Here is a 13,882-nt window from a genome sequence, read left to right as displayed (position 1 = left end):
ACGCATCTCCATGTCCTGCGAGTGCACAGCGGTTTGCCTCACCGCGCACGGTCGCGCTCTTCGCCGAACTTCATCGTGGAGGACAGAAGACAGCCCTGCACTGTGAGGAAACAAGCAGTGCGCTCAAGGGCAATTGCCGCCTGCCGACAGCTTTAGCGTGCCCTTGCCGGAAGAACCGGCGCGCCCATGAGCACCCAGGAGATTCCCATGCCCTATGCCGTCGAGCCGGTTCAGCCGGTGCTGGAACCCGCGGCCACCGCCTTCGCGGAGGCGACCGCCCATCCGCCGTATCTGTTCGAACTGCCTTCGGCGGAAGGGCGAAAGGCCGTCGACGAGGTGCAGTCGGGCGACGTCGTCAAGCCCGCGGTCGACGAGGAGTGGATCACCGTCTCGGGCGGGCCGACGGGCAGCGTCCGTGCGCGGATCGTCAAGCCCGCCGGTGCCGAGGGCACCCTGCCGGTGATCATCTACATCCACGGGGCGGGCTGGGTCTTCGGCAACGCCCACACCCACGACCGTCTAGTGCGGGAACTCGCCGTCGGCGCCCGCGCCGCCGTGGTCTTCCCCGAGTACGACCTCTCACCCGAGGCCCGCTACCCGGTCGCCATCGAGCAGAACTTCACGATCGCGCAGTGGGTCGTCCAGCAGGGCGCGACCAAGGGCCTGGACCCCGCTCGCATCGCCGTCGCCGGTGACTCGGTCGGCGGCAACATGGCCGCCGCGCTGACGCTGATGGCCAAGGAACGCGGCGGTATCCCGCTGGTGCAGCAGGTGCTGTTCTACCCGGTCACCGACGCGAGCTTCGACACCGGCTCCTACCACCAGTTCGCAGAGGGCTACTTCCTGCGCCGCGACGGCATGCAGTGGTTCTGGGACCAGTACACGACCGACGAGGCCGAGCGCGCCCAGGTCACCGCCTCCCCGCTGCGCGCCACGACCGAGCAGCTCACCGGTCTGCCCCCGGCCCTGGTCATCACCGCCGAGGCCGACGTCCTGCGCGACGAGGGCGAGGCGTACGCCGGCAAGCTCCGCGAGGCCGGGGTCCCGGTCACCGCGGTCCGCTTCCAGGGCATCATCCACGACTTCGTGATGCTCAACGCCCTGCGCGAGACCCACGCCGCCGAGGCCGCCATCACGCTGGCCGCCGACACCCTGCGCTCCGCCCTGCACACCGCCTGAACGACAAGGAGAAACCACACATGACCACATCCACCCCCACCCCCACCGTCGTCCTCGTCCACGGCGCGTTCGCCGACGCGGCCGGCTGGTCCGGGGTCATAGCGGAACTGCAGCGTCACGGCGTCCCGGTGATCGCCCCACCCAACCCGCTGCGGGGACTGGCCGCCGACGCCGCCTACATCGCCTCCCTGGCTTCCCAGATCGACGGTCCCGTCATCCTGGTCGGCCACTCGTACGGCGGCGCGCTGATCACCGTGGCCGGCGCTAGCGAGAACGTCGTCGGTCTCGTCTACGTGGCCGCCTACGTCCTCGAGGAGGGCGAGAGCCTCGGTGAGCTGCAGGGACGCTTCCCTCTCTCCCCGCTGGTGAGCAACCTGAAGCAGTGGACGTACCCCGTCGAGGGCGGTGACCCCGCGGTCGAGGTCACCATCGCCGCCGACGCGTTCCCGTCGGTCTTCGCCGCGGATGTGCCGGCCGACGTCACCAAGGTCCTGGCCGTGGCCCAGCGGCCGCTGGCCGCTGCCGCGTTCGAGGAGACGGCCTCGGCGGCGGCGTGGAAGACCAAGCCGTCGTGGGCCCTGGTGGCCGGAGCCGACCAGGCGATCAACCCCGAGGTCCAGCGGTTCGGGGCCAAGCGCGCCGGGGCGACCGTCGTCGAGATCGCGGAGGCGTCGCACGCGGTCGCCGTCTCCCAGCCGAAGGAAGTCGCCGACCTGATCCGCGACGCGGTACGGACGACGAGCTGACCTGGGGGGGGTACACCAGCTGACCAGAGGACGTACACCAGCTGCGCGGATGAACTCGTTTCGTCCGCGCAGCTGCTTTTCCCCTCAGACCGCGTTTGAGATCTGCTCTCCACTCGACGTCGTAGCTGATGCCGAAGACGCGAGTGATGCAGGCGTCGAGGAGGGAGGCGAACGCCTGAGCGGAGGCTACCGTCGGAGCAGGGATCACACCGGAGTCGTGGGCATCAACCATGTAGTCGATGTCGGCCCACCCGCCGCAGTAGAGGACAACGAGGAGTTCGGCCTCATTGAGACCGTGCAGATGAATGCCGACTGAGTCGGGGTCTTTGACCTGGGAGCGCTCTGTCTTCAGTTGCTGGGGCCACGGGGCCGCCTCCTCGCGCCAGGTTACGGGGTCGGCGACCAGCCCCGCAGTCTGCCATGCAGGCCGACGGGCCGCGACGGCGGCAGCGGCTTCATCGAGGTCTACGACACGTTCCATGCGGCGATCATCGCCTACGGGTCTGCTTCACTCCGCAGCGATGCGGCGCAAGGGGCGAGGGCCTGGACGCGTGGCCGGGCCTCCCCGGGCGAGCCGACGGACCACCACGCGATCACGGCCCGGCGGATCATGGTCTCGGCGTGGGCGGGATGGTGCTCATAGTCGCGGGTCAGGCGGCGATGAGCGGTCAGCCAGGAAAAGGTCCGCTCGATCGCCCACCGCTTGGGCTGGACCCGGAAACGCCGCTGGCCGGCGTCCCTGGGGACGATCTCCAGATCGCGGCCGAGTATCTGGGCGGTCCAGTCGACCAGGCGGCCAGCGAAGCCCTGATCGGCCCGGCATTTCCGCACGGACGGGTGGTCCAGCCGGGCCCACAGCAGCGGGCGCTTGGCTCCGTCGTGGTCCTGGATGCTCGCAGTCATGACGTGGACGGCCAGCAGCAGGCCGAGGGTGTCGGTGACCAGTTACCGCTTGCGGCCCTTGACCCTCTTACCCGCATCGAAGCCGCGTGTGGCCGCGGGGACGGTGTCAGCGGTGCGGACCGACTGCGAGTCGATCAGCCCGGCGCTTGGTTCCCGGCTTCGCCCCTCGGCCCGGCGGACCTGGGTGCGCAGGGCGTCGTGGACTCGGGTGGCGGTGCCCTCGTCGTGCCAGCGTACGAAGTACCAGTACACGGTCTGCCACGGCGGGAAGTCGTGCGGCAGTTGCCGCCAAGCGCAGCCTGTCCGCACCACGCAGAAGATTGCGTCCACGATCCGTCGTCGCGCGTGCTTCTCACGTCTCCCGCCCTTCGGCCCAGTCCGTGGCGGCGGGAGCAACAGCTCCACCAGCGTCCACTGCTCATCGGTCAGGTCCGACGGATCCCCCCGCAGTACCGGTCAAGGCTGCCTCAACGACCACTATCGCCACGGGACATGGCAGATCTCAAATTCGGCCTCAGAGCCTCTCGCCCCCGGCCCGGTCGGCCACCGTGACCACGACGACCAGGGCCGCAGCCAGCAGACCGGCGACCAAGGCCGGTGCCGGGGACTGAGCGGCAGCCAGGACAGCGATCGCGGCACCGGGATACGCGAACTGCTCGACCGTGCTCTGCTGGTGGGGCCGAATGTGTACGGCCCACGTGGTGAGCAGGAAGATCGCCACCGGCAGGGTGACCGCGGCACTCGCTGCCACCGAGGGCACATCGGTGCTGCGCGTGACGAGCTCGGCGTACGCCGCCAGTCCGGCGCCCGCAGCGGCAGCGGAGGCGAAGATCAGGTAGTGGCCGTACGCCCAGGTGAACCTCTTGGGATGGGCCTGGTGCGTCGTGGCGAGCAGCGTGTGCGCCGGTCTGGCGAAGTACAGCCACCACATGGCGAAGACCATGAGCAGGCCACCGATCGCCAGCGTGTACAGCGCGCCGGCGTCGTGATTCCGGTCGAAGGCACCGCGTACGGCCACCGCTGCGGCTGCGATGGACTCACCAAGCACGATGAGGGTGAACGTTCGTACCGCTCGGCGATGTGGTGCGGATGCCACGGGGTCATCCCGGCGGACTGCGCCCACACCGGGACGCAGACCTCGGCAACGATCAGCACGATGATGGCCGGCAACTGCAGCCGGGCAGGCAGGAAGAGTATCCCGACCCAGCCGATCTGGCAGCCCGTCACTCCGGCGGCGAAGCGGAGAGCCGTTCGACGCCGACCGGGGTCCGATCGCGCCGCACGCAACCACAGAACGGCCAGGGCGGTGCGAAGGACCGCATATCCCAGCGTGATGACGCGAAGGTCGCCGTCCTCGAACGCCCGGGGAACACCGGCCGCGAGCATGAGGGACCCCGTGATCCGGACCAGTACCGCCAACCGGTACGGGACGTCGTCCGGGTCGTAGGCGGAAGCGAACCACGTGAAGTTCATCCACGCCCACCAGATGGTGAAGAACACCAGCGCGAAGCGCAGGGAACCGGCGATGTAGTGCCCGCCGATCACCGCCGCACTCAGGCTCTCGGATGCCTGCGCCACCGCGATGACGAAGCACAGGTCGAAGAGGAGCTCCAACGAGGTGGCGGTCCTGTGCGGCTCACCGGGGTCCCGGCCCGGCATGGTTCCGTGGGATGCACCGTGCCGTCCTCCCGGCCATCGCCCGGCCCGCAGCGTACGCACGGGCGAGAAGCGGCTCAGCGGAGGGCTCCCAGAGCGGCTTCCACGGTCCGGTGGAAGGTGGGGTAGGTGTAGATCATGTGCCGGAGGCGTTCGACGGGAATTTCCGCGTGGACGGCGACGTTCAGCCCGTAGAGCACCTCTCCTCCCGCCGGTCCTGCCGACGTCGCCCCGATCAGCACGCCCCGGTCGGCATCCTCGACCAGTTTGATGAACCCCTCGTTGCCTCGCCCGTGGATCCAGCCGCGCGTGGAGGAGGAGATCGGCAGCAGACTGGTGCGCACCCGCAGTCCCTGATCGCGCGCCTGCCGCTCCGTCAGTCCCACGGCCGCGATCTCGGGGTCCGTGAAGGTGACCCGGGGCAGCGCCCGGTAGTCGGCGTCGGGCCCTGGCCAGCCGAGGATGTCCCGTACGGCGATCTCGGCCTGGTACATGGACACATGGGTGAAACTGCCGTGGCCGGTGATGTCGCCGATCGCCCAGAGCCCGTCCCCGGCACGCATCTGTCCGTCTGTCGGCACGACGTGCGCCGAGGGATCCAGACCCGCCGCGTCGACGCCCAACGCGGCGAGGTCGGCGCGGCGCCCGGTGGCGACGAGAAGCCGTTCGGCGCGCAGGGGCTCCTCCTCATCCTCCAACTGGACGAAGAAGCCGGTGCCGTCATGACCGACCTGCCCGGCCCGGGCCGAGGTGAGAACAGTGACGCCGTCCTCCCACAGAACCTTTTCGGCCAGCCGCCCGGCTTCCGGCTCTTCCTGCGACAGGAGCCGGTCCTGCCCCTCCACCACGGTGACCGCGCACCGGAAACGGCCGAAGACCTGGGCGAGCTCCACGCCGATGGCGCCGCCCCCGAGCACGATCATCGAGGGCGGCAGTTCCTTGGCCGCCATCACGTCCCGGTGGGTCCAGTACGGCGTCGAGGCCAGGCCAGGGACCGGGGGAATCCACGGCCGGGTGCCGGCGGCCAGGACGACGCCCCGCCGGGCCCGGAACGTGCGTCCGCCGACTGCCACCTGCCGGGGCCCGGTGAGCCGTCCCCTTCCGCGCACAAGTCGGACGCCCTTCGCTGCGAGCCGGTCGGCGGCCACCTGGTCGTTCCAGTCATCGGTGGCCTCGCCCCTGATACGCCCGGCGACCCGCCCCCAGTCCGGCGTCACCTCCACCTCACCGGCGAGGAACGGCACGCGGCCTGCCTCGGCGAGCAGGTTCGCGGCCCGGATCATCACCTTGCTGGGCACACACGCCCAGTACGGGCACTCGCCCCCGACGAGTTCCGCCTCGATCCCCACCACATCCAGCCCGGCCTCCGCCAGACAACCCGCGACGTACTCGCCGCCGGGCCCCAGTCCAAGGACGACCACATCGGCCTGCTCGCTCACGTTCATGCCTCTCCTCGCCGTACGTCGGCTGACGCCGTCGGCGAGAAGTTAGAGCGGGCGAGGCACAGGGGCGCGCCCGCCCGCGCACGGGGACTTGCCCGAGAACGAACACTGGGCGCCATCCCCTCGCTCAGTGCGCTGCCGAGCACCAGGACGTGCGCTTCTGGACAACGATGCCGTCGTGTGGACACCTAGCGTCACTCCTGCAAGCAGAGCCACACCCCAGGAGGCGGACAGTGACCAGCAGCAGGCAGCACCTTGGCAGCCAGCCGTGGCTGCACCAGAGGGGAGAGATCATCCAGGATTTCGGGACCGTCAAGCAGTTCCCGCTCGGCCTCTCCTACGAGGCGCGCATGTACTCCTGCCAGCGCCTGAACAAGATCCTGGCGGACACCCAGATCCTCTACGGCCTCTACAAGAAGCACCACTGGCTGGTACGCGGCGCGACCTTCTACCAACTGCACCTCGTGCTGGACAAGCACGCCGGGGAACAGCTAGCGCTCGTCGACACCCTTGCCGAGCGGGTCCAGACCCTGGGCGGTGTCGCGGTGGGCGACCCCCGGCACGTCGCCGAGATCACCTCGATCCCGCGGCCTCCGGACGGCGTGGAGGAAGTGCCCGCCATGCTCTCGCGGCTGCTGGCAGCGCACGAGGCGATTCTGTCCGAAGCCCATGACGCGGCATCCCGGACAGGGGAGTTGGGTGACGACGGCACCAATGACCTGTTGGTCTCCCAGGTGATCCGGACCGGCGAACTGCAGGCGTGGTTCCTTGCCGAGCATCTGGTCGACACGCCCCTGGTCCGTGCCTGAACGGGTGTGAGCCGCCGGCGCTCGCGGCGGCGGCTCGGCCGCTTCATGCATTGCCGCCGAGCGAAGCGCGCCTCGAGAGTAAGTGCGTGGTGCACGTGATGTGCACTGGCGATCAGTGACTTCCCCAACTTCCACGTCACACGGAGCGGGCTCGGCTGTGTGCTGGACGGCATGCCTTCGGCGGGGCTGGCACTGGCGATGCCCGGAGTGTCACATGCCGACTGCCGTGATCATCAGCCCTCCGGATCCTTTGCAAAACACGACTAAGAGGAGAGTTCACCATGAGGAGCAGTCCTCACCCGTCAGGGGAGCAGGCCGAGCCGACAGGTAGACATTTCGAGCCGGACTTGCGGCCGATGACCCGCATCAACCTCCATCCCATCGCCTCCCCGATGCCGGTTGGTTTCTTCGCGGTGGCGATCGCCTCCGTCATCGTCGGAAGCCTGCAGCTGGGATTTCTGGGAGACGATGCTCATCGGGCGGTCGCCCTGACGATCCTTCCCGCCTTCATCCTGCAACTGATCGTCAGCATTCTGGCGTTCGGGGCGAGGGACGTTCTCGCGGCAACGCTCATGGCGTGCTTCTCCGGTACCTGGTTGGCGAGTTCCCTGGTGCTTGCCCTCGCTCCGCGGGCGGGCACCGAGGTGCTCGGCGTGCTCAATCTCGTGTTCGCCGTGTTCGCCCTGATGATGGCTACCGTCGCGACCCGCAAGCGTGCCATGTGGCTCGTGCTGTGTGTGGCTGTGCCCCGCTTCGCGGCGGCCTCGCTCTTCAACTTCACCGGGGCAGCCTGGCTTGGCTACATTTCCGGAGTTTTCGGACTGCTCCTCGCGGGTGTGGCTATGTATGCCGCGTTCGCTCTCATGTTGGAGGACATGAGGGGCGGGGAGGTACTGCCTGTAGGACGCCGGGGCCCGGCGCACGACGCCGTGGAAGGGGACCTGGCTGTGCAGCTGCGCAACCTCGAACGTCAGGCGGGTGTGCGACGGACGCTGTGAGTCGTTGAGCAGGGAGTCAAGCGGGCTCATTTCGGGAGAAGCGAGACGTGGGCTGCCATTCGTTTCTCCCCAGGGGCTCCCCAGGGGCTCCCCAGGGGCTCCCCAGGGGTGATGCTGGCCCGAGCCCTGACCGATGCGAGAGCGAGCAGCAAGGAAGGGCTGAGCGCGGTGGGAGGCTCCTAGAGCCAGTCCCGGCGCTTGAAAATTACGTACAAAATCATGTAAACCACCCCCATCGGGCCGATCGCGAAGGGGTACCCGAAGCTCCAACTCAGCTCTGCTCCAGGCGGCCCGCGGCTCAGGTGGGTGAAGAGGTCGGCGTTGACCCCGGAGAATGCCTCCACGCGTGTTCCGTTAGGAAGTCGTTTCATTTGGCGTGATCGTTTGTTGAGCCGCGCATGACGGAACTGACGGAGCGGTTGGTGCCGGATGAGTTATGGACGCTGTTCCGGCGGGTGGTGCCGCCAACGGAGGTCATACGTCCGCAGGGCGGCGGCCGACGGCGGGCGGGTGACCGCGAATGCCTGGCGGGGATCATTTTCGTAGCCACCTCGGGCCAGGCTGCACCGCATCCTCCTGGACGAGCTCGGCGCCCGCGGTGAGCTGGACTGGTCGCGGTGCGCCATCGACTCCGTCAGCCTCAGGGCTGCAAAAAGGGGGCCACTGACCGGACCGAATCCGACCGACCGCGGCAAGAACCGATCGGAAATCCACCTGATCACGGACCGGAACGGGCTACCTCTGTCGCTGGGCATCTCCGGCGCCAGAATGCACGACAGTCTGGGCCTGAGCCGCTGGTACGCGGGATCCCACCGATCCGCTCGCGGCGCGGCCCGCGGCGCCGACGACCGGCCAAGCTCTCGGCCGCCACCGTTGGGTCGTCGAACGCACCGTGTCCTGGCTGGCCGGGTGTCGACGCCTGCACCGCCGCTGTGAACGCAAGGCCGAGCGCTTTCTCGCCTTCGTCGCGATGGCCGCAGCCCTCATCGGCTACCGCCGACTCACCACCTGACCCAACCTGTCAGGTGCTCGAGCTGGTGCGCACAAAGAGGCAGAACGGGTGGCCCACCGGGTCGTGGAGGACCCGTACATCATCCTGAGAGGGCGGTATGTAAGCCAATGCCTGTTTCGGCTTGGGTGTAGGTCAGGCTGAGCGACCGGTCGCGATGATGTGCTTGATGCACGTGGCTTTGGTAGCTGAGCTGGGGCTTTGAGGGTCCGCAGGCTGTGCCGGAGCAGTCACTCGGTAGAAGCTACACCTTGCCTGATCGCGGCGGTGGCGTCGCTAGCCCGGGTTGGTCATGTCTACGCTGGCGGTGTGACATTGGTGTGGGTGACGGGCAATTCAGGGACTGGTAAGTCCACGGTCTGCGGGGTGTTACGAGCGCGTGGCCACGTCGCACTTGACGCCGACGAAGAAGGCTTCAGTCGCTGGATCGACCGAGCCAATGGCGAGGTCGTAGCGGATCCCCCGTATCCGGTTCCCGGGGGCTGGCTCGATCGACACGGGTGGGAGATCGTCCGCGAGCGCGTTGAGACCCTCGTCGAGGAGTCTCGTTCCCGAATCGCGTTCTTGTGCGGGTCGGCGGAGAACGAGGCAGACGTCCTCGATCTTTTCGACGTACTCGTGTGCCTGGTGATCGACGAGGACACCCTCCGTCACCGGCTCGCGACCCGTACTACGAACCCATTCGGTCAACATCCCGAAGAGCTCGCAGCGGCCCTGAAGTGGAATCCTCGGATGCGAGCGATCTACGAAAGCCGTGGCGCGACGATCATCGATGCGTCCAAGCCGGTGACCGAGGTGGTGGATAGCGTGATCGATGCAGTTCAGGAGCTGAGAGGCGGCGCATAGGTCGATGTCCGTTTCGCGCTTTCGGGAGGGGCAAGCGGGCTGGCCGCCGTGTCGCCGGGGGGCTACGGCCGCGGCTGGGAACAAGCCCTGCTCGGTCCCGACCAGGATCCCGCGCTCGGCGAGCCGCTTGAGCTTCAGGCGGGTGTCGTTGATGCTGGGTGCGATCTCCATGTCCATCGCCTCACACACCTGCCGCGCCCGCAGCGGGGCGTCGGCCACGGCGAACGCCGCCATGATCTGCTGGTAGGCCGGATGGTCCGGCAGCTTCGGGGGCGGCGGCGCGGGCGGGACCGGCTCGGGCAGCTCCAGCAGCGTCTTGCGGGCTCCAGTCGCGCCAGCAACGCGCCGAGTGTCAGTTCCCCGCCGGTCATGCGGTGCGCCAGGCCGGCGCGGTCGCCCCGGTCAGTCAGCGCAGTATCACCGCGGTCATCGCCCAGTACACCCGCGACTCCGAACTGCGGGGCTGGTGCGCGTAGTCGCGTACCAGCCTGCGGTGCAGCATCAAGATCCCGTAGGCGCGCTCCACGATCCACCGTTCGGGGATCGGAACGAACCTGGTCTGTGCAGGGTTGCGCTCGACGATCTCTACCTCGATGCCCACCTTCTGACCGTGCGTGACGACGGCTTCTTGAAGCCCTGGTCGACCAGCGCCTTTTCGATGGTGTCGGTGTCGGCAACGAGCTTGTCCAGCAGCGTGATGCCGACGGCGTTCTCGTGCGCCGACGCGGCCACCACGACCACCGCGATCACCAGCCCAGGACGTCAACGGCCAGGCCGCGCTTGCGCCCGGCACTTTTTTGCCGCATCACGCCCCGTCGACTGTGCGGGCACCCCGGCCGCGGCGTGCACGCTCTGGGTGTCGAGCACCACCAGGCTCGGGTCCGCCTTCCGGCGCACCTTCTCCCGCACCTGCCGGCGCAGCAGGTCGTGGATGGTCTGGTCGGTGCCGTCGTCGCGCCAGATGCAGAAGTAGTACCTCACTGCGCCGGGCGGCGGGAAGTCGTGCGGGAGCAGGTCCCACTGGCAGCCGGCGCGGCCCTGCTGGAGCAGCGCGTTGACGATCTCCCGCATCGCGTAGCGGCCCTGATGGCCGCTGACCGAGGGGTGCGCGGCCTTCCATGCGGTGATCACCGGCCCGACCAGCGACCACTGCTCGTCGGTCAGGTCGGTCTTGTAGGGCTTGCGCTCGCTCACGACGACCAGCCCAGCACGCCCACGGCCCCCGACCGGCCGGGATACCGTCCTGCCACACGTTCAGGTGACGACAAACCATCTATTTACTCACATACCACCCTCTTGGATGTGTGCCAAGAAGGGCGCCTGGTGGGCATCTGCCCGGGGTCAGGCGCCCTTCTTCTGCGCCTAGAAGAAGCCCAGCTTCTTCGGCGAGTAGCTCACCAGCAGGTTCTTCGTCTGCTGGTAGTGCTCCAGCATCATCCTGTGCGTCTCCCGCCCGATCCCGGACTGCTTGTAACCGCCGAACGCGGCATGCGCGGGGTAGGCGTGGTAGCAGTTCGTCCAGACGCGGCCCGCCTGGATCGCGCGGCCCGCGCGGTACGCGGTGTTGACGTCCCGGGTCCACACGCCGGCGCCGAGGCCGTACAGCGTGTCGTTGGCGATCTCGATGGCGTCGTCGAAGTGGTCGAAGGACGTCACGGACACGACCGGCCCGAAGATCTCCTCCTGGAAGATCCGCATGCGGTTGTGCCCCTCGAAGATCGTCGGCTGGACGTAGTAGCCGCCCTTCAACTCGCCGTCGTGCTCGACGCGTTCGCCGCCGGTGAGGACCTTCGCGCCCTCCTGCCGGCCGATGTCCAGGTAGGAGAGGATCTTCTCCAGCTGGTCGTTGGAGGCCTGGGCGCCGATCATGGTGTCGGTGTCGAGGGGGTGGCCCGGCCTGATCAGTTCGGTGCGGGCCACCGCCGCCTCGACGAACTCGGCGTAGTGGCCGCGCTGGACCAGCGCCCGGGACGGGCAGGTGCACACCTCGCCCTGGTTGAGCGCGAACATCGTGAAGCCCTCAAGAGCCTTGTCCCGGAAGTCGTCGTCCTTCGCCCACACGTCGTCGAAGAAGATGTTCGGCGACTTGCCGCCGAGTTCGAGGGTGACGGGCTTGATGTTCTCCGAGGCGTACTGCATGATCAGCCGCCCCGTGGTGGTCTCACCGGTGAACGCCACCTTCGCCACCCGCGGGCTGGAGGCCAGCGGCTTGCCCGCCTCCGCGCCGAAGCCGTTGACGACGTTGAGCACGCCCGGCGGCAGAAGGTCCGCGACCAGGCTCAGCCAGTAATGGATGGAGGCCGGGGTCTGCTCGGCCGGCTTCAGGACCACCGCGTTGCCGGCCGCGAGGGCCGGGGCGAGCTTCCAGGCGGCCATCAGGATGGGGAAGTTCCACGGGATGATCTGCGCGACCACGCCGAGCGGCTCGTGGAAGTGGTACGCCACGGTGTCGTCGTCGATCTCGCTGAGCGAGCCCTCCTGCGCGCGGATCGCGCCCGCGAAGTAGCGGAAGTGGTCGATGGCGAGCGGGATGTCGGCCGCCAGCGTCTCGCGCACCGGCTTGCCGTTCTCCCAGCTCTCCGCGACCGCGAGCGCCTCCAGGTTCGCCTCCATGCGGTCGGCGATCCGCCGCAGGGTGTCGGCGCGCTCGGTCACGGACGTGCGCCCCCAGCCCGGGGCTGCCGCGTGCGCCGCGTCGAGCGCCCGCTCCACGTCCTCCGCCGTACCACGCGCGACCTCGGTGAACGGCTGCCCGTTCACCGGAGAGGGGTTCTCGAAGTACTGCCCGCGCACCGGCGGCACGTACTCGCCGCCGATGAAGTGGTCGTAGCGCGCCTGATAGGAGACGATCGCGCCCTCGGTGCCGGGCGCCGCGTAACGGGTCATCCTGGTCTGCCTCCCGGAGAAGCGCTGCCCGCCGTTGGGCAGCTTTCGGCGCGAGGCTAGGAAAGGGGACGTTGCAAGCAGGTTGCGCCAGCGACCCGCGTCAGGGAGATGCCCGGAGAGCTCGTGGTGCCCCCAACTCCGACTCCAGCGCCGCGAGACGGGACCGTACCGCGGCCGTCGGCCGCAGCGCGGCGAGCGCCCGCCACACGTCGAGGTCGTCCTCGCCCCACGGCGCGTACGCCCAGTCGGCCAGCAGGTCGGGGTCGCGGGAGGCGACCAGCGCGGTACGGAGACCGTCGGCGAGACGGTCCCTGAGCCGTACCACGGCCGGGGCCTGCGAACCGGGCAGCAGCGGACCGGCGTACGCGGTCACGGCCGCCGTGACCGCACCCGTCCGCAGGCGCCGCTCGACGACGGCGACGTCGGACTCGACCGGCACCGTGAGCCGGTAGGGGCGCGAGGCCAGCAGACCGGGCCCGAGCGTCCGGCGCAGCCGGGCCAGTTCGGCGCGCAACGTCACCGGCGTCACCGACTCGTCCTCGTACAGCGCGCACAGCAGCTCGTCGCCGGTCAGCCCCTCCGGGTGCCGCGCCAGCAGCACCAGGATCTCGCTGTGCCGGCGGCTGAGCCGGATCCGGTGACCACCGGCCACCAGCAGCGCCTCGTCACGGCCCAGCGCCGTCAGCTCGGCCGTGTCGACGGCGGACCGCCGAGGAGCGAGCAGCGCCAGCTGGGACTCGGCGGCCCGCGCGACCGCCTGCACGAAGCCCAGGCTGTGCGGATGCGCCAGCCCGTCCCCGCCGGTGATGTCCACGGCGCCGAGCACCCGCCCGGTGCGCGGATCGTGCACCGGAGCCGCCGCGCACGTCCACGGCTGCACCCGCCGGATGAAATGCTCGGCGGCGAAGACCTGCACCGGCCGGTCGACGGCCACGGCCGTGCCCGGCGCGTTCGTCCCGACGGCCGTCTCCGCCCATCGCGCACCCGGCACGAAGTTCATCCGCCCCGCCCGCCGCCGCGTGGCCGGGTGGCCCTCCACCCACAGCAGCCTGCCGTGCTCGTCGCACACGGCGAGGAGATGCTCCCCGTCGGCGGCGAAGGTACCCATGAGCTCACGGACCAGCGGCATCACCCGCGCGAGCGGATGTTCCGCCCGGTAGGCGCCGAGGTCGGCGTCCACGAGCTCCACGCTGGCGGTGCCGTCCGGCCCGACGCCGGCCCGGGCCGAACGCCGCCAGGAATCGGCCACCACGGTACGCACCGGTCGCGGAACCGTGCCCGCCTCGGTGAACGTCTCGTGCGCGCGCCGCAGCATGCGCGCGCGCTCGACGGGGTCGGCTCCGGGTTCCAGAGCCACCCATGGATCGGTCAACTCTGCCTCCCCGACGGCGATGCGGCTGGGGACATC

Annotated in this window: 10 protein-coding genes and 3 pseudogenes; 6 read left to right on the top strand and 7 right to left on the bottom strand. The window is 69.2% G+C overall.

Annotated elements, in window-relative coordinates:
* Positions 1 to 207: 207 nt before the first annotated feature.
* On the top strand, positions 208 to 1,179 hold the full coding sequence (locus NW895_RS16535) for an alpha/beta hydrolase (protein WP_289936306.1): 972 nt from the start codon (positions 208 to 210) through the stop codon (positions 1,177 to 1,179).
* A 20-nt stretch (positions 1,180 to 1,199) separates the two neighbouring features.
* Positions 1,200 to 1,925 carry an alpha/beta hydrolase gene (locus NW895_RS16530; protein ID WP_289936305.1) on the top strand — a complete coding sequence of 242 codons (726 nt, stop codon included), beginning with the start codon at positions 1,200 to 1,202 and terminating at the stop codon, positions 1,923 to 1,925.
* Positions 1,926 to 2,420: 495 nt separating this feature from the next.
* Here NW895_RS16530 and NW895_RS16525 read toward each other — a convergent pair whose 3' ends face one another.
* From NW895_RS16525 to NW895_RS16510, 4 genes and pseudogenes are all read right to left on the bottom strand, one after another.
* Positions 2,421 to 2,828, bottom strand: a complete 408-nt coding sequence (locus NW895_RS16525) for a transposase (RefSeq protein WP_289936304.1) — start codon at positions 2,826 to 2,828, stop codon at positions 2,421 to 2,423.
* Between the two features lie 42 nt (positions 2,829 to 2,870).
* Entirely contained in the window at positions 2,871 to 3,233 is a 363-nt protein-coding gene (locus NW895_RS16520; RefSeq protein WP_289936303.1) for a transposase, read from the bottom strand.
* Between the two features lie 109 nt (positions 3,234 to 3,342).
* Positions 3,343 to 4,487, bottom strand: a pseudogene (locus NW895_RS16515) (low temperature requirement protein A).
* A gap of 74 nt (positions 4,488 to 4,561) precedes the next feature.
* Positions 4,562 to 5,929: an NAD(P)/FAD-dependent oxidoreductase gene (locus NW895_RS16510; RefSeq protein ID WP_354670095.1), complete on the bottom strand. Its 1,368-nt coding sequence runs from the start codon at positions 5,927 to 5,929 to the stop codon at positions 4,562 to 4,564.
* Positions 5,930 to 6,159: 230 nt separating this feature from the next.
* Here NW895_RS16510 and NW895_RS16505 point away from each other — a divergent pair, with 230 nt between their 5' ends.
* From NW895_RS16505 to NW895_RS41205, 4 genes and pseudogenes are all read left to right on the top strand, one after another.
* Positions 6,160 to 6,735 carry a DNA starvation/stationary phase protection protein gene (locus NW895_RS16505; protein ID WP_289936302.1) on the top strand — a complete coding sequence of 192 codons (576 nt, stop codon included), beginning with the start codon at positions 6,160 to 6,162 and terminating at the stop codon, positions 6,733 to 6,735.
* Positions 6,736 to 7,016: 281 nt separating this feature from the next.
* Entirely contained in the window at positions 7,017 to 7,733 is a 717-nt protein-coding gene (locus tag NW895_RS16500) for a GPR1/FUN34/YaaH family transporter (protein WP_289936301.1), read from the top strand.
* Positions 7,734 to 8,131: 398 nt separating this feature from the next.
* Positions 8,132 to 8,745: pseudogene (locus NW895_RS16495) on the top strand (IS5/IS1182 family transposase).
* A 264-nt stretch (positions 8,746 to 9,009) separates the two neighbouring features.
* Complete coding sequence (locus tag NW895_RS41205) at positions 9,010 to 9,588, top strand: AAA family ATPase (protein WP_354670094.1); 579 nt, start codon at positions 9,010 to 9,012, stop codon at positions 9,586 to 9,588.
* A 406-nt stretch (positions 9,589 to 9,994) separates the two neighbouring features.
* On the opposite strand, the pseudogene NW895_RS41200 reads toward NW895_RS41205, so the two are convergent.
* The 3 genes and pseudogenes from NW895_RS41200 to NW895_RS16465 form a co-directional block, all read right to left on the bottom strand.
* Positions 9,995 to 10,782 (bottom strand): annotated as a pseudogene (locus NW895_RS41200) (IS5 family transposase).
* Positions 10,783 to 10,950: 168 nt separating this feature from the next.
* Complete coding sequence (locus NW895_RS16470) at positions 10,951 to 12,474, bottom strand: aldehyde dehydrogenase family protein (RefSeq protein ID WP_289936295.1); 1,524 nt, start codon at positions 12,472 to 12,474, stop codon at positions 10,951 to 10,953.
* A gap of 100 nt (positions 12,475 to 12,574) precedes the next feature.
* Entirely contained in the window at positions 12,575 to 13,846 is a 1,272-nt protein-coding gene (locus NW895_RS16465; protein WP_289936294.1) for a GAF domain-containing protein, read from the bottom strand.
* Positions 13,847 to 13,882 lie beyond the last annotated feature (36 nt).

The organism is Streptomyces sp. S.PNR 29 (assembly GCF_030386795.1).
Taxonomy (GTDB): Bacteria; Actinomycetota; Actinomycetes; order Streptomycetales; family Streptomycetaceae; genus Streptomyces.
This window is presented reverse-complemented; position numbering and strand designations above follow the sequence as displayed.

What these genes read in the sequence shown, in the direction of transcription:
- NW895_RS16535 (WP_289936306.1), top strand. Translation starts at nt 208, where the DNA reads ATGCCCTATGCCGTCGAGCCGGTTCAGCCGGTGCTGGAACCCGCGGCC.
- NW895_RS16530 (WP_289936305.1), top strand. Translation starts at nt 1,200, where the DNA reads ATGACCACATCCACCCCCACCCCCACCGTCGTCCTCGTCCACGGCGCG.
- NW895_RS16525 (WP_289936304.1), bottom strand. Translation starts at nt 2,828, where the DNA reads ATGACTGCGAGCATCCAGGACCACGACGGAGCCAAGCGCCCGCTGCTG.
- NW895_RS16510 (WP_354670095.1), bottom strand. Translation starts at nt 5,929, where the DNA reads ATGAACGTGAGCGAGCAGGCCGATGTGGTCGTCCTTGGACTGGGGCCC.
- NW895_RS16500 (WP_289936301.1), top strand. Translation starts at nt 7,017, where the DNA reads ATGAGGAGCAGTCCTCACCCGTCAGGGGAGCAGGCCGAGCCGACAGGT.
- NW895_RS16470 (WP_289936295.1), bottom strand. Translation starts at nt 12,474, where the DNA reads ATGACCCGTTACGCGGCGCCCGGCACCGAGGGCGCGATCGTCTCCTAT.